Origin of the sequence: Joostella sp. CR20, from assembly GCF_038433465.1 — a bacterium.
In the GTDB taxonomy this organism is placed as follows: Bacteria; Bacteroidota; Bacteroidia; order Flavobacteriales; family Flavobacteriaceae; genus Galbibacter.
The window spans coordinates 906,466-923,101 of sequence record NZ_JAESVF010000001.1 but is presented as its reverse complement, the minus strand read 5'-3'; the positions used below and the strand labels follow the sequence as shown (position 1 = coordinate 923,101).

The following is a 16,636-nucleotide window of genomic DNA, read 5'->3' as shown; positions in this document are numbered from 1 at the left end:
TACCTAAGTGGATACCGTTCTGTTCCACTTCCTTCGCACTGGGAATATCTTGTAAGTGACCATTCTCTTTAATATATTTTTCAACTTCTTCAAGTGTTGGCAGGTCATAATCTTTTTCAAAAACAAAGTCTGACCACCCGTTAATTTCAACTTTTATTTCGTGCGCACCAATGGAACCACCAACAGCTAGTTTATGGCTACCCGTATTAGAAGTATTGATACCTACACTTCTATCATTGTAAATACTAACCACACTCCTTCCGTCAATTTGAAAACCTATTCTACTACTCGTACCCCCTCCAACAAAATTCATATATGCATTCCCATCACCACTCACAAAAAAATTATTCACATAATTTGGTGTCGTGTTAGAAGACGATGTTATTACCCCCTTTACCTCTAAAGTACTTTTTGGTTTCGATGTACCGACACCCAATCTCCCTTGAGCATCTAATGTCATCAAACGACTTGTATAATTTGACCATGAAAACAAAGGCCTATTGACAACTTGGGCATCGACTCTCCTCGCATTAAAAGAAACTATTGAATTATCTCCTAAATCGTTACCATCACCTATCTCTCCCAATATAGTTATCGCTCCCCTATTATCAGTAACATGTTTACCCTTTATCATAGGTATAAATTGACCATGAACTGATGTTGCATTAGCTATCATAAAATAATCTGCTAAAGCATCATTTGCTCGAATCCTTAAAAAAGTTTCACTAGATTCATTGTTAATAATATCTAAATAAGCACTTGGATTGGAAGTCCCTATTCCCAATCTTTTTGAAGTGATTAAATTCCCTTCTAGTTGAAAATCCCCCGTATTACTTAACGCTGCAATTGGTGTACTTCCTCTTACCCCCCATGTCCAACCTCTTCCCGCTGACTCATTCATGTTCATTTTAATACTATAATCAGTAACAGGACCATAATGATATTCGCCTGTATTTCCCATATGAATTTTATAATTGTCATTACCTCCCCAAAAACGAAATCCGTTACCATGGGCTGCAGAAACATCATAATTGGTTGGCTGCCCGTAAGAAATAAAGGATATCCAAAAAAAGAAGAATCTAAATAGTATTATAATATTAATTTTAACTCTCATGGTTGATTACAGTTTTCTAGCTCGGCTTCTAATTTTTTTATTCTTTTATTTTGCTCAATAACGTACAGAGTCAATTCCTCAATTTTTTGCAATAATTTTGAATCCATCTCTCCTAAGAGGATTCCATTTTCTTTTACTTCCTTCGCACTGGGAATATCCTGTAAATGTCCTTTTTCTTGAATATGTCTTTCAACTTCATCAAGCGTGGGTAGGTTATAATCATTTTCAAAAACAAAATCGCTCCAGCCATCTACGTCTACTTTTACTTCTTTAGCCACAAACCTGCCTTTTATACCTAAATTCCCTTTATTACCATCTAAATACATACTGTAATAATTAGGTTTTGTTGCTTTTTGTCCTGTCCCCCAATAGAAATTACCATTAGCATGCATCCCAAACATAAGCTCATCTGCTTTACCAGGATGATAAACTATGGCCGCATGACTCCCATTTAAAAATTCTATTCGGTTTGCAAAACCATTCACTGATGCTATCTGATTATTTGAATCTACACTAAGAGAATTACCATTAATCACTCCATTAACATCAAGTTTTGTTTTTGGAGATTCAGTCCCTATTCCTACATTTCCAGCATTAAAGTATGTTGCATTGTTATTAGCTGAAGTTATTCGTATTCGCTTTTCATGGTTATCTTCTCCTATAGCATGAAAAAATTCCATCGAAGAGTACAACTCTCCATGTGAAGCTCCTCCTGGCTTTAGCTGAATTAAATTATGTGCATACCGCCCTGGAAGTGTTCCAAAAATTAAGGAATGCCCTTTCCAATGTACTTTTGTTTGCGCCCATCCATTTATGCTCTCGTTCCCATCCAAATATAAATCGCCTTTCAAATGAAGTTTTGCTAATGGATTTTGTGTTCCTATTCCTAATTTCCCTTTATCATCTGGTAGAGCAATTACATTACCTTTTCCTGAGCGAAGAACAATATCTCTATCGTTATAGGTGAAGATTGTAAAATCATTCCCATTACCGAAACTTCCTGCCATTTCATTCCACATAAATCCTGCATAATAATTATTCAAATCTCCAAAGCGTAAAAACTTATACGTACCCGAAGAACCTAAATTTGGATTTAAATAACTAACATCAACCGTTTGCCCCACGATACATTGAACACAAAGTACCATCGATACTAAAAATGATATTTTATTTTTCATTTAACCTTTTTAATTTGTTTATTTCTTTTTGCTGAAGGTCATTTTGTTTCTTAAGCTCTATTACGTATAAAGTCAACTCCTCTATTTTCTGCAGCAACTTCGCATTCATTTCACCTAAGTGGATACCGTTCTGTTCTACTTCCTTCGCACTGGGAATATCCTGTAAATGTCCTTTTTCTTGAATATGTCTTTCAACTTCATCAAGCGTGGGCAGGTTATAATCATTTTCAAATACAAAATCACTCCAACCATCTACATCTACTTTCACTTCTTGTGTATGTATTTTACCATTCACTGCTAGTTTGGCGTCAGGAGTTATAGTACCGATCCCTACGTTCCCTTCTCTTGTAATCCTCATTGCTTCTTTTTCTCTAGGAATAAACTGAAAACCATCCCTACCACTTATTCTAAATATATAATCCACTCTTTCTCCCCCTCCTATTGCATCAAGATTATTTATTTCAAAATAATCTCCTAATCCACTCTCCCAACTTTGTTTAATTATATACCCTCTATCTGAATTTACACCAAAACCATAACCCTCTTTATATATAGTATTATTATCGCTTAACAACAAAGACTTAGCTTTTACCACTCCCACTACCTCCAGTTTAGCAGCAGGACTTAAGGTTCCAATACCTACACTTCCCGAACTAGGGAATTTATTTGTTTGCGCAATTATTAGACAAGGAGCTAACACAATAAAAAGTAATAATGATTTCATCTTCTTATACTTAAAAATTTCTTAAAAATAGAAAATATACTCACAAAAACAACTCTTTAATTCCTTTTTTCGATGAAATTAAAAAAATTCAACAAACAATTGTCAACCTATAAAACACATTCATGCGCTAAAAACTTGAAAAAGTATAACCCTACATAAATATTGAAGTCAAAATAAAAACAAACCAATGCTGGCAAAACTTTCTGAATGCAGAAAACTTTATAACTTTACAAACTTAAAATTTAACTCGTCCTCATGGCAACACAAAAAAGGCTATTTCTTTTAGACGCATACGCATTGATTTTTAGAGGCTATTATGCTTTTATCAAAAACCCTCGAATTAACTCTAAAGGAATGGATACTTCTGCCATTATGGGGTTTATGAATTCGCTTTTAGATGTTATTAAAAGAGAGCAACCCGACCATTTGGCGGTAGCTTTCGACAAAGGCGGAAGTGTAGACCGTGTGGAGATGTTTGAAGCTTACAAAGCCAACCGAGACGAAACACCAGAAGCCATTAAAATTGCTGTTCCGTATATTCAAGAAATCTTAAAAGCGATGCACATTCCGTGTGTGGTAAAAGAAGGCTACGAAGCCGATGATATTATTGGAACACTTGCCAAACAAGCCGAAAAGGAGAATTACCAAGTTTTTATGGTTACTCCAGACAAGGATTTTGCGCAGTTGGTTTCTGAAAATATTTTTATGTACCGCCCTGCACGTATGGGAAATGGAATTGAAATATGGGGTATTCCAGAGGTGCAAAAAAAGTTTGAAGTTGAAACGCCAGACCAAGTAATTGATTTTCTTGGGATGATGGGCGATGCTGTGGATAATATTCCTGGACTTCCGGGTGTTGGCGAAAAAACTGCCAAAAAGTTTTTAAAAGAATATGGAAGTATGGAAAACCTTTTAGCAAACACCGACAAGCTAAAAGGGAAAATGAAAGAAAAGATTGAAGCCAACAAAGAACAAGGATTGCTTTCAAAAGAATTAGCGAGAATCATGCTTGATGTTCCGGTGGAATTTCATGAAGAAGATTTTAAGTTGGACACTCCAGATATTGAAAAAGTTCAAGAGATATTTCAAGAATTAGAGTTTAGACGTCTTGCTGAAAACCTTATGAAAACTTTCGGGCAAGAAACTCCAAAAGAAACTGCTACCGCAACAGAAGAAAAGGCAAAAGTAAACAGTAATCTCGAAGTACAATACGACCTTTTTGGAAGTAACAACCCGAGTGAAGAAACTACAACCGCCGTAACTGGATTTAAAACCATCAACGACGTACCGCATTTTTACCAACACGCCAATACACCGCTAGCAAGAAAACTCTTGCTACAAAAATTAATGCTACAAAAAAGTGTTTGTTTTGATACTGAAACCACTAGCTTAAAATCGTTAAACGCAGAATTGGTAGGATGTGCTTTTTCGTGGGAAATAGGCACAGGTTTTTACGTGAGTTTTCCAGAAAATCAAGAAGAAACAAAAGCGATTTTAGAAGAATTTCGTCCGTTTTTTGAAAGTGAAACCATTGAAAAAGTTGGTCAGAATTTAAAATACGACATCAAAGTATTGTCAAACTACAACATGCCTGTAAAAGGGCCTATTTTTGACACCATGATTGCGCATTACCTTATCAATCCAGATATGCGTCATAACATGGATATTTTGGCAGAAACCTATTTAAACTATTCGCCAATTTCTATTGAAACACTCATCGGGAAGAAAGGTAAAAACCAACGCACCATGCGAAGTGTTTCTGTTGAAGAACAAACCGAATATGCAGTTGAAGATGCCGATATAACACTTCAGCTAAAAAATATTTTTGAAAAAGAATTGCCAAACCGAAATGCGCAAAAACTTTTCCAAGAAATTGAAGCACCACTGGTAAAAGTACTTGCCGAAATGGAAATTGAAGGAATCAACTTAGATGAAAAATTTCTTCGCTCCTTAACAGAAGACCTTATAAATGATATTGTTCGATTAGAAAAAGATATTTTTGAACAAGCTGGAGAGACTTTCAATTTAGCTTCTCCAAAACAATTAGGTCCTATTTTATTCGACAAATTAAAATTGGTTGACAAGCCTAAGAAAACAAAAACTGGGCAATATTCTACTGCTGAAGATGTGTTGTCGTATTTAGCAAAAGACCATCAAATTGTAGCCGATATTTTAGAATGGCGCCAACTTAACAAATTAAAAAGTACATATGTTGATGCGCTACCGAATGAAGTAAATAAAAAAACCAACCGAATTCACACCGTTTACAGTCAGGCAGTAGCAGCAACAGGAAGATTGAGTTCGAATAACCCCAACCTGCAAAACATCCCGATTAGAACAGAAAGAGGACGCGAGGTTCGAAAAGCGTTTGTTCCGCGCAACGAAGACTACATTTTACTCGCCGCCGATTACTCGCAAATTGAACTCCGCATTATCGCTGCTTTAAGTGAAGAAGACACCATGATAAAAGCCTTCCAAGAAGGTCAAGATATTCATGCGGCAACAGCAGCACAAGTATTTAAAATTCCGTTAGAAGAAGTAACTCGCGAGCAGCGTAGTAATGCCAAAACGGTTAACTTCGGAATTATTTATGGAGTTTCTGCCTTTGGGTTGAGCAATCAAACCTCGCTGAGCAGAAGCGAAGCCAAAGAATTGATTGATGCATACTACGAAACCTATCCAAAACTAAAAGCTTACATGAGCAAACAAGTGCATTTTGCACAAGATAATGGATATGTAGAAACCATTTTAGGAAGACGCAGGTATTTAAAAGACATCAATTCGCGCAATCAAGTTGTACGCGGTGCTGCCGAACGAAATGCCGTAAACGCACCGATTCAAGGAAGTGCTGCCGATATTATAAAAATTGCGATGATTAACATTCAGCAAAAATTAAAAGAAGGTAATTTCAAAACTAAAATGCTACTTCAAGTACATGATGAATTGGTTTTTGACGCGCACAAAGAAGAACTTGACATAATCAAAAACCTTATCAAAACAGAAATGGAAAATGCTCATACTCTGAGTGTTCCGTTAGATGTTGAAATTGGCACTGGAAACAACTGGCTAGAGGCGCACTAAACACCCTTAATTTTATTCATTTTTTCTATTATTTTAACATTAGTTTTACGTTCTTTAACGGAAATTTAAAGCTAATCAAAAATGAATGTAAACATGAAATGGGTTTTAATGCTTTTATGCATTGCCACCTGGCAAGTTTCACTTGCTCAAGAAAAGACAGTCTCGGGAACTGTAACATCGGCCACCGATGGACTACCATTACCAGGAGCCAACATTGTAGTGAAGGGGACTACAAGTGGGGTTCAAACAGATTTTGATGGAAATTACAGTATTTCTACTCAAGTCGGAGAAACTTTATCTTTTTCTTACATCGGTTACAAAACTATTGATGTTAAAGTTGGAGCTAAGAGTGTTATCAACATCAATCTTGAAGAAGACGCTCAATCGCTAGACGAAGTAATCGTTGTTGCTTATGGTACCTCCAAAAAAGAAGATTTTACAGGGTCGGCGACGCAAATTAATGCGGAGCAATTAGACCAAAGAGTTATTACAAATGCGCTTAATGCGCTAGATGGTGCAGCTGCTGGGGTAAATGTTTCTGCTCCAAACGGTCAACCAGGCGCATCACCAAGTATCCAAATTAGAGGTACAGGTTCTTACAGTGCTTCAAACACTCCTCTTTATATTGTAGACGGAGTACAGTTTAACGGAGAACTTTCAAGTATCAACCCTAATGATATTGAAAGTATGACAGTTCTTAAAGACGCTGCTTCTACTTCTCTTTATGGTGCTAGAGCTGCAAATGGAGTTGTATTAATTTCAACAAAAAAAGGAAAACAAGGAAAAAGCAAAATCTCTTTAAACTTTAGTCAAGGGGTTACTTCAAGATCGATTCCTGAGTATGAAAGAGTAAATGCTAAACAATACTATCCTTTATTATGGGAGGCATACAGAAACGGACTTTCAATGTCTGGAAGCACTCCTGTTGATGAAGCAAACGCAGAAGCTTCTGCAGAAATTTTTAACGAATTAGGATACAATCCTTTTAATGTTGCTAACGATCAAATTGTACTTACAAACGGACAATTAAATCCAAATGCACAATATAAATTAGATCAAAACGATTTAGATTGGCAAGATCAACTTATTAGAACTGGAACAAGACAAAATGTAGATTTTTCTTACCAAGGTGCTAATGAAAACACAGACTACTATGCTTCTTTAGGATATCTTAACGAAGAAGGGTATATCGCAAATTCTGATTTCGAAAGAATTTCAGCAAGAATTAATGTAAATTCAAAACTAAAAGAGTGGGTTAAAACAGGATTAAACCTTTCAGGAACTAGCTCAATCTCTAACCAAGCTGCAGATGGAAGTAGCACTGGGTATGTAAACCCATTTTATACTACTAGAAGAATTGCTCCGATTTACCCTGTTCATCAACACGATCTAGTAACTGGAGAGTACCTTTTAGATGACTACGGACAAAGAATCTACGATATAGGAGACTACCGTGTAGGTGGTGGTGGTAGCGGAAGAAACGTTATTCAAGAAACTATGTTAAATGTAGACCGCGATAAAATTTTCTCTTTCTCTGGACGTACTTATGCTGAGTTTTACTTTTTACAAAACTTTACATTTACAGTAAATGCAGCCTTAGACAAAAGATTTTATTACAACGAAGATTTCGACAATCCAATTGTTGGAGATGGTGCACCAGACGGTAGAGCTGGAAGAACATCTACTACAAGATCTACTCAAAACTACAACCAACTTTTAAGATACGACAGAGACTTCGGAAAACACACCGTTTCTGCTTTATTAGGACATGAGAGTTTTGAAACAGAATACAACTATTTGGATGGATCAAGACAAGAACAAATTGTAGAAGGTAATACTGAGCTTATCAACTTTACTACTACAAACAACTTAGACTCATATACAAGTAGACAAACTACAGAAGGATATTTCTCTAGATTAAACTACGACTTCGACAACAAGTATTACATTTCTGGATCATTCAGAAGAGATGGTTCTTCTCGTTTTGATGAAGATGCAAGATGGGGTAACTTCTTCTCTGTTGGTGGTGCATGGAGATTAGATCAAGAAAACTTTATTAAAAATGTTACTTGGATTGACCTTTTAAAACTTAGAGCTTCTTACGGAGAGGTAGGTAACGATAACTTAGGAGGTTATTACGTAAGTCAGTCGTTATTCGATTTAGGATACAACAACGGTTCTGAAGGAGGTATTTTAGTAAGTTCTCCAGGAAACCCAGTTTTAAAATGGGAAACAAACATCCAAACAGACTACGCTTTAGAATTTGGTTTATTCCAAAACAGAGTTGCTGGTACAGTAGAATACTACAGACGTAAATCTGAAGATTTATTATTTGACGTTCCGTTACCTGTATCTTCTGGATTAGACGATTATCCTGCAAACATTGGAAGCTGGACAAATAGTGGTATTGAAGTTGAACTTAACTTCGGAATTGTAAGAAACCAAGATTTTGGATGGGATTTAGGAATAAACGCATCTACGCTTAAAAACAAAATCAACGAACTTTCTCAAGAAGAAATCATCAACGGATCTAAAAAACTAATTGTTGGTGGAGATATCTACGATTATTGGTTAAGAGATTGGTATGGTGTTGACCCTGCAGATGGAGCTGCTTTATATATCGCAGATCCAGAATTAATCGAAGAAGATGATGACGCAGTGAGAATCATCAATGGTACAACTGTTACAACAGACCAAAACAAAGCTTTATACGACTTTGTAGGATCGGCTACTCCAGATGTATTTGGAGCTATTCGTAACAACTTCAGATTTAAAGGTGTAGAATTAGGATTTACATTTACTTACCAAGTTGGAGGTGAAACTTACGATACTAACTACGCTGGTTTAATGGAGTCTGGAGAGTACGGAACAGCACTTAGCACCGACATTTTAGACCGTTGGCAACAACCAGGAGACGTTACAGATGTTCCTAGATTAGATGCTACAAAAACTTCTGTATTTGGAGCAGGATCAAGCAGATGGCTTACAAGCTCAGACTATCTTGCACTTAGACAAGTAAACTTATCTTACAGCTTTGACAGCAGTGTATTAGACGCTTTAGGACTTAACAGTCTTAAAATTTATGCATCGGGAGAGAACTTATTTAAACTTACCGAAAGACAAGGAATGGATGTAGGACAAAACTTTAATGGTACAACAAGTAACAGGTTTACTCCTGCAAGAGTTATTTCATTAGGGTTAAACGTAATTTTTTAATTAAAAAATCATGAAAAAAACTATAAAAAACAGCATACTAGTCGGATTATCAGTTCTAAATTTAGGACTCTTCTCTTGTAGCGACGACTTCCTAAATGAAGTTCCTACAGAGAGTGTTTCCGATCAATCAGCGACTACTACCACAGGAAACTTATTCTTGGTAATAAACGGTATTCACAGATCGCTATACATTCGTTACCAAGATTCTCAAGGGAAAAGTGGAATCGGATCTTTAATGATTCAAAACGATGTTCTAGGAGAAGATTTCGTTATGACTTCAAGAGGAAATGGTTGGTTTGTTAGTGCATCAGCATGGAACGACCACACCAATGCAAACGATAGTGATGACTTATTCCCATACAGAACCTATTATAGAATCATCAGAAATGCAAACGTAGTTATTAACGGAGCTGAAAATGCCGAAGGACCAGATGCTGAAAGAAATGCAGCAGTTGGGCAAGCGCTAGTTTATAGAGCATGGGCACATTTTCAGTTGGTTCAATTATTCGGAAAAAGATATGATGCTTCTTCTGAAAACACACAGCTTGGAGTTCCAATCCGTTTAACTGCAGACAACGATCCTTTAGCTAGAAATACAGTTGAAGAAGTGTACACACAAATTCACACAGATATCGATGAAGCAATCTCACTTTTAGAAGGTTATGAGCGTCCAAACAAATCACATCTTGATAAATCTGTAGCTCTTGGACTTAAAGCAAGAGTCGCTTTGGTGCAACAAGACTACACTACAGCTGCTACGTATGCTAAAATGGCAAGATCTGGCTATAGCTTAATGTCAAGAGATGATTACTTCGGAAATTTCAACGACTATGGAAATGGTGAATGGATGTGGGGAAGTCATATTCAAGAAGATCAAACAGATTACTTTGGAAACTTCGGAGCATATGTATCTAGAAACTATAGCTCAACAAACATTAGAACAAATCCAAAAGCTATAAACAATTTATTGTATGATAAAATTGAGCCTACGGATATTAGAGCTAAACTTTTTGACCCAACAGGAGAACACGATAGTTTACCTCCAGGGTATGAAATTGCATCAAACTTTACGAAGTATCCCTATACAAGTCAAAAGTTTCTAGCTGCAGGAACAGGAGATAGTAGAATGGACGTACCTTATATGAGAGCTGCTGAAATGTATTTAATTGAAGCAGAAGCATTATCATATACTAATGAAGCTAGTGCAAAACAAGTATTGTTAGAATTTGCTTCTTCACGAGATCCAGAATACACTTTATCTTCAAATTCAGGTCAAGCCTTAAAAGAAGAAATATACATTCAAAGACGTATCGAACTTTGGGGAGAAGGATTTAGATTTTACGATTTAAAACGTTTAAACCAACCATTAGACAGAAATGGTGCAAACCACGTAGGAAGTGTTATTAATAACGTGTACGATGTACCAGCTGGAGACAACAGATGGCAGTGGCTTATCCCACAAGACGCATTAAATGCAAATCCATTATTAGAACAAAACCCGATATAACTACATATCAAACAGATATTAAAACTCCCTTATTCAAGGGAGTTTTTTTATACCCTAAATCTTGTAAATTAACTATAGTAACAATACAAAACTTACCACAGCAGCAACTCAACATACAGTTCATAGTAGTAAAACTAAAAAACGTAGTAAATTGAAAAAACATTAACCCCCTAAAAACCAAACGCTTCAAAACAACAAATAATTAACAACCACTATTTGCAAATAACATAAATAGTTGTACTTTTGCACCCCATTATCCCGAATTCACGTTTGGGGATGGGAATGGAATGTTTAATTTTTAAAAAAAGTTAGTGTGGATACATTAAGCTACAAAACAATTTCAGCAAACAAAGCTACTGTAAACAAACAGTGGGTTTTAGTAGATGCTGAAGGTCAGACGCTAGGCCGTCTTTCTTCTAAAGTAGCAAAGCTACTTAGAGGTAAGTACAAGCCTAATTACACACCGCATGTTGACTGTGGAGATAATGTAGTAATTATCAATGCAGAAAAAATCAACTTAACAGGTAAAAAATGGGATGCAAAACAATACGTGCGTCACACAGGTTACCCAGGTGGTCAGAGAATAACAACAGCTACAGAGCTTTACAAAAAAGACCCAGCGCGTTTGTTAGAAAAATCAATTAAAGGAATGCTTCCTAAAAACAAATTAGGTGCAGCTTTATTCCGTAATTTAAAAGTGTACGTTGGTGCTGAGCATGCTCAAGAAGCGCAAAAGCCAACTGCTATTAACTTAAACGATCTTAAATAATGGAAGTAATTCACAAAATCGGCAGAAGAAAAACTGCAGTTGCAAGAGTGTACGTTTCTGAAGGTAACGGAAACATCACCATCAACAAAAAAGAATTTACGCAATACTTCCCAACACCAACATTACAGTACAAAGTACAACAGCCTTTAGAACTTACAGGAAATGTTGAAAACTTTGACATTAAAGTAAATGTTTACGGTGGAGGTGTTACAGGGCAAGCAGAAGCTATCCGTTTAGCTATCTCTAGAGCACTTTGCGAAGTAGATGCAGAAAACAGAGGAACTCTTAAACCAGAAGGATTATTAACTAGAGATCCTAGAATGGTAGAGCGTAAGAAATTTGGTCAGAAGAAAGCACGTAAGAAATTCCAGTTCTCTAAACGTTAATCTGAATCATTTTTTTACATGTGTTTTTCGCACATGGTTCATTTATTATTGAATTTAAAACATGTCGTTGCTTCGATTCTCTCGAGAAACGAAGATGAGTTTAGCATCCAAATGGTAAAGGCAATCGAACAATCGTGACCACTTTAACATTGCTAAATAAAAAACCCACCTTGTGGGCAACGGAACGTAAACTATTACAAAAATGGCAAATAACATAGAAGTTAAAGATTTACTAGAAGCAGGTGTACACTTTGGTCACCTTACTAGAAAATGGAATCCAAACATGGCTCCTTATATCTACATGGAGCGTAACGGAATCCACGTTATCAATTTATACAAAACAGCTGCAAAAATCGAAGAGGCAAACGAAGCCCTAAAAAAGATTGCAGCTTCAGGTAGAAAAATTTTATTTGTAGCTACCAAAAAGCAAGCAAAAGATATCGTTGCTGATAAAGCAGGAGCAGTAAACATGCCTTACATCACAGAAAGATGGCCAGGTGGAATGCTTACTAACTTTGTTACTATCCGTAAAGCTGTTAAAAAAATGGCTTCAATCGATAGAATGAAAAAAGACGGTACTTTTGATACACTTTCTAAAAAAGAAAAACTACAAGTAGATCGTTTAAGAGCAAAATTAGAGAAAAACTTAGGTTCAATCTCTGACATGACTCGCTTACCAGGAGCATTGTTTATTGTAGACACGATGCGCGAACACATCGCGGTAAAAGAAGCACAAAAATTAAACATTCCAATATTTGCAATGGTGGATACAAACTCAGATCCAAGAGAAGTTGAGTACGTAATTCCATCAAACGATGATGCTTCAAAATCTATCGAGAAAGTTCTAGCTCATGTAACAGGAGCTATTGCTGAAGGTCTTTCTGAAAGAAAAGCAGACAAAGCTGCTGAGAAACAAGCTGACGAAGCTGAAGAATCAAAAGCTGAGCTTGACGCGAAAGAAAAAAAGGCAAAAGCTTTAGAAGCTGAAGAAAACGAATAAATAATAATTTCATAAAGTCGTTATCCGTTTATCTTCTTTACTTTTGTATAGAAATAAATAGGTAACGACTTTACTAATTAAAACTGAAATAGAAATGGCAAAAATTACAGCCGCTGAAGTAAATAAATTAAGAAAAGCCACTGGTGCTGGTATGATGGATTGTAAAAATGCATTAGTAGAAGCAGATGGCGATTTTGATACAGCAGTAGAAGTTCTTCGTAAAAAAGGACAAAAAGTTGCAGCAAAAAGAGCCGACAGAGAATCTACTGAAGGTGCAGTAATTGCAAAAGTAAACGACGCCAACACAAGAGGGGTAATCGTATCTTTAAACTGTGAGACAGACTTCGTAGCTAAAAACGATTCGTTCGTAACTTTAGCAAACGATCTTGCCGAGTTAGCTTTAAACTTCGATTCTAAAGATGCATTCTTAGAAGCAGATTACAAAGGAATTAAAGTTGCCGATAAATTAATCGAGCAAACTGGAGTAATTGGAGAGAAAATCGAAATCGGAGATTTCAGAACTTTAGAAGCTCCATTTGTAGGTTCTTACATCCACGCAGGTAACAAAATTGCTACCCTAGTTGGTTTATCTGCAACTGCAGAAGGTGCAGATGTAGCTGCAAAAGACGTTGCTATGCAAGCCGCTGCAATGAATCCTGTTGCTTTAGACGAAACTGGTGTTGACCAAGAAATTATCGATAAAGAAATCGAAATTGCTAAAGACACTTTAAGAGCTGAAGGAAAACCAGAAGCTATGTTAGAAAACATCGCTAAAGGTAAATTAAAGCGTTTCTTTAAAGACAACACTTTAGTAAACCAAGACTTTATTAAAGACAACAAACAAAGTGTTGCTGAATACGTAAAATCTTTTGACAAAGAGCTTACTGTAGTAGCATTCGAAAGAGTTGCTTTAGGATAAACTATAGCCTTTCAAACATATTTAAAACCCATTTTCAATACTATTTTGAAAGTGGGTTTTTTTATAAATTATATCCAACAGAAAACATCAAAATACGTGGCATGATATAATTACGAGTATCAGAAATAATATAAGATGAAAAACTATTGGAATTTTTATATTGAACATTAAACAAGTTTTTAGCCTCTATCTTAAAACTCCATGCGCTATTATCATTTTTATAATACAAAGAAGCATTTGCGATGTCGTAATTATTTTGAGCATTAAACGTTTTATTTTTATAGGTGTAGGAAGTAAAATCAAATGAGGCTATACATCCTTTTAAAAAATCGTAATCAATATTTATAAATGGTTCGGTAGTCACAAATTTAGACTCGCTACTACTTAAAGTGTACGTCCCAACACTTTGTTTAAAACCTGCTTCAATAGTTGGAAAATTATCAAACAGTGTTTTGGCAGATAAATTATAAGAAAAATTATTGCTTTTATTGGTTTCTAAAACCGAATTGATGTTTTGTAAGTACTTTGAAGTAAATTGATGAAACCCAAAAGCCAAATTTATATTCTTTACATTTTTTCGAATGCGCCCATAAACACTAAAACGATTGGATGGATTATCGATATAAATTGGTATGACACTTTGATTGATGCCTTCATAATTTACATCGTTTATAACACCTTTTGTTTTTTCAGCATAATTAAATGTAATATAATAACTAAAACCCCTATACGTACTAAATTTATTAAAACGTAATCTAAAATTATGCGACAGTTGATTTTCCAAAGCATTGTTTCCTTTAAAAACCGAATTGTACGACAACACATACAACCTGTTTGCAAACATAGAGGCGTTGGAGAACGAGCTATTTATTTCATAACTAAACTCCAACTCTTTTCGCTTACTAAACTTAGCTTTAATAGATACGCTAGGCAACAATACTGCTTTACTTTTAGAAACCTCTTCTTGTTGCGCAATATTCCAATTGTACTGATGTAAAAACGCTCCCTGATCTAGTGTGAAAATTCCTGTTTTAAATTTATAATGTACCCCAAAAAAGAAATCGTTTAAACTAAAATCCAAATCGTTCCCAAAACCACTCGTATTGAAATTATTCATACTTCCGTCGTCCAAAATTTGCATATCGTTTGTAATAAAACGATTGCCAATAAGTGTATTTCCGAGCGTAGTGTAAATATGATTTTTACCATTTAACACCCAATAATATTTAAAAATGGCATCTAGCTGATTTCTCTTTATCTTTTTTAGTTGATCGAGCTCGTATGATTCTGCTTCCATAAGCGGTACAAAACCTTCCAAAATGGGCATATCTGAAAACAAATTCATCTTCGGGTAACGCTCATCAAATTGATAATTTGTAGCAAATGAAAAGATATGGTTTTTTGATTTTTTCCGATGCCATTCTACTATTTGATTAAAAAAAGTATTTACCACATCATCCTGAGAAATAAATGAATTGTTAATAGTATCTACCACAGATTGTAAACGAGTAGTCCCTACATTAGAAGCTCTTTTAAATTGAGTTTTAAACAACCATTGATCGGTTAAATTTGGTAAATATGTAGCGTTTAAACTAGCAATACCAAGTGTGTTTTTTAAATTGGAAGTTTGCTCTTTTAGTTCAGAAAATGTATTGTATTGATTATAAGTTTCAGTTAAAGTACCTTCTTTTGTATGAGAGAATATTCCGTAGCCAGCAATATTAATTTTATCATTAAATTCATTTGAAATATTTAGCGCACCAAATTTGCGATCGCTGGATGTAACATCTTGCTCTTTTAAAAACTGAGAAAACTCATCTGTAGGAAGATCAAAATTGGTATTCCCCTTTAAAAGACTTCGATTTATACCATTTTGAAAATCGGAATATTGCTTATACGTAAATACTTGCTTGGCGGTATTATTTAAATTCCCAATACTGTTTACACTCGTTTTTGGACTGTAATAAAAAAGATTGCTGTGTACATTATAAAAATCTTCATTCCCTTTCCCTGCTTCAATATCCCCAAAAACAAAATTTTTCTTATCCTCCTTCAGCTTTACATTTAACGCCATATCGTTGGTGTCTTCTAGTCCTTTTAAAAAAGACACTTCATTATAATTATCGAGTACCTCTACCTTATCAATAGCGTTAGCAGGTATATTATCGACTCCCAATTTAGTACCTCCACCAAAAAACTTTTTATTCTCTACCAACAATACAGTTACCTTTTTGCCTTGCACCGTAACGGTACCGTCTCTAGCAACTTCAATTCCTGGAAGCTTTTTAAGAACGTCTTTTAACTTACGTTCGTCTCCTTTAACAAACTTATCTACGGTATAAACAATGGTGTCTTCTTTTACTACTACCGGAGGTTCAATAACAACCTCTCCCAATTCTTCTGCTTTTTGTTTTAAAACAATATCCCTCTCTGTATCTTGAGTTGGAGTTATTTCAAAACGATAAGGGAGATACCCCAAATAACTAGTTGTAACAGCATACGAAGTCTCTTTTAAATCTAACCGATAATTTCCTTGCTCGTCTGTGATGGAAAACTCCATTTTTACTTTTTGAAGCGAATCTGTAGTTTGTGCAATTACGTTTGCATATGGTAAAGGATTTTGCAAACTATCTCTCACAACTCCTTTAAGCACTCTTTGTGAAAAACACGAAGTGCCCAGCAGTAGAAAAACTAAAAGAAATAAGAGTTTGTTTAAATTCATGCCTGTTTAAAATAGTTTGA

10 protein-coding genes and 1 pseudogene are annotated in these 16,636 nt (G+C 35.4%); 7 read left to right on the top strand and 4 right to left on the bottom strand.

Going from position 1 to position 16,636, the window contains the following annotated elements; translation table 11 throughout:
* The 3 genes and pseudogenes from JMA43_RS04075 to JMA43_RS04065 all read right to left on the bottom strand — a co-directional run.
* Window positions 1–1,114 (bottom strand): annotated as a pseudogene (locus JMA43_RS04075) (hypothetical protein); the annotation flags it as partial.
* Window positions 1,111–2,292 carry a hypothetical protein gene (locus JMA43_RS04070; RefSeq protein WP_342155089.1) on the bottom strand — a complete coding sequence of 394 codons (1,182 nt, stop codon included), beginning with the start codon at window positions 2,290–2,292 and terminating at the stop codon, window positions 1,111–1,113. The pseudogene JMA43_RS04075 and the gene JMA43_RS04070, both read right to left, overlap by 4 nt.
* The gene (locus JMA43_RS04065) at window positions 2,282–3,016 is read right to left on the bottom strand and encodes a hypothetical protein (RefSeq protein WP_342155088.1); all 735 of its coding nucleotides are present in this window, start codon (window positions 3,014–3,016) and stop codon (window positions 2,282–2,284) included. Before JMA43_RS04065 ends, JMA43_RS04070 begins: the two co-directional genes overlap by 11 nt.
* 255 nt (window positions 3,017–3,271) lie before the next feature.
* Between JMA43_RS04065 and polA the strand changes: the two genes are divergently transcribed.
* The 7 genes from polA to tsf all read left to right on the top strand — a co-directional run bounded on the left by polA (window position 3,272) and on the right by tsf (window position 13,894).
* Window positions 3,272–6,097, top strand: coding sequence for a DNA polymerase I (gene polA / locus JMA43_RS04060; RefSeq protein WP_342155087.1), 2,826 nt, complete (start codon window positions 3,272–3,274; stop codon window positions 6,095–6,097).
* A gap of 93 nt (window positions 6,098–6,190) precedes the next feature.
* A complete protein-coding gene (locus JMA43_RS04055) occupies window positions 6,191–9,313 on the top strand; it encodes a SusC/RagA family TonB-linked outer membrane protein (protein ID WP_342155086.1) in 3,123 nt (1,040 codons plus the stop codon).
* Window positions 9,314–9,323: 10 nt separating this feature from the next.
* Window positions 9,324–10,820, top strand: coding sequence for a RagB/SusD family nutrient uptake outer membrane protein (locus JMA43_RS04050; RefSeq protein ID WP_342155085.1), 1,497 nt, complete (start codon window positions 9,324–9,326; stop codon window positions 10,818–10,820).
* Between the two features lie 313 nt (window positions 10,821–11,133).
* A complete protein-coding gene (gene rplM / locus JMA43_RS04045; RefSeq protein WP_342155084.1) occupies window positions 11,134–11,589 on the top strand; it encodes a 50S ribosomal protein L13 in 456 nt (151 codons plus the stop codon).
* A complete protein-coding gene (rpsI, locus tag JMA43_RS04040; protein ID WP_342155083.1) occupies window positions 11,589–11,975 on the top strand; it encodes a 30S ribosomal protein S9 in 387 nt (128 codons plus the stop codon). Before rplM ends, rpsI begins: the two co-directional genes overlap by 1 nt.
* 202 nt (window positions 11,976–12,177) lie before the next feature.
* The gene (rpsB, locus tag JMA43_RS04035; RefSeq protein WP_342155082.1) at window positions 12,178–12,975 is read left to right on the top strand and encodes a 30S ribosomal protein S2; all 798 of its coding nucleotides are present in this window, start codon (window positions 12,178–12,180) and stop codon (window positions 12,973–12,975) included.
* A 94-nt stretch (window positions 12,976–13,069) separates the two neighbouring features.
* The gene (gene tsf / locus JMA43_RS04030) at window positions 13,070–13,894 is read left to right on the top strand and encodes a translation elongation factor Ts (protein ID WP_342155081.1); all 825 of its coding nucleotides are present in this window, start codon (window positions 13,070–13,072) and stop codon (window positions 13,892–13,894) included.
* 61 nt (window positions 13,895–13,955) lie between these two features.
* Here tsf and JMA43_RS04025 read toward each other — a convergent pair whose 3' ends face one another.
* On the bottom strand, window positions 13,956–16,616 hold the full coding sequence (locus JMA43_RS04025) for a TonB-dependent receptor (RefSeq protein ID WP_342155080.1): 2,661 nt from the start codon (window positions 16,614–16,616) through the stop codon (window positions 13,956–13,958).
* Between the last annotated feature and the right edge of the window lie 20 nt (window positions 16,617–16,636).

Excerpts from the sequence above, each read along its gene's own strand:
- JMA43_RS04070 (WP_342155089.1), bottom strand. The coding sequence starts at position 2,292 with ATGAAAAATAAAATATCATTTTTAGTATCGATGGTACTTTGTGTTCAA.
- JMA43_RS04065 (WP_342155088.1), bottom strand. The coding sequence starts at position 3,016 with ATGAAATCATTATTACTTTTTATTGTGTTAGCTCCTTGTCTAATAATT.
- polA (WP_342155087.1), top strand. The coding sequence starts at position 3,272 with ATGGCAACACAAAAAAGGCTATTTCTTTTAGACGCATACGCATTGATT.
- JMA43_RS04055 (WP_342155086.1), top strand. The coding sequence starts at position 6,191 with ATGAAATGGGTTTTAATGCTTTTATGCATTGCCACCTGGCAAGTTTCA.
- JMA43_RS04050 (WP_342155085.1), top strand. The coding sequence starts at position 9,324 with ATGAAAAAAACTATAAAAAACAGCATACTAGTCGGATTATCAGTTCTA.
- rpsI (WP_342155083.1), top strand. The coding sequence starts at position 11,589 with ATGGAAGTAATTCACAAAATCGGCAGAAGAAAAACTGCAGTTGCAAGA.
- rpsB (WP_342155082.1), top strand. The coding sequence starts at position 12,178 with ATGGCAAATAACATAGAAGTTAAAGATTTACTAGAAGCAGGTGTACAC.
- tsf (WP_342155081.1), top strand. The coding sequence starts at position 13,070 with ATGGCAAAAATTACAGCCGCTGAAGTAAATAAATTAAGAAAAGCCACT.
- JMA43_RS04025 (WP_342155080.1), bottom strand. The coding sequence starts at position 16,616 with ATGAATTTAAACAAACTCTTATTTCTTTTAGTTTTTCTACTGCTGGGC.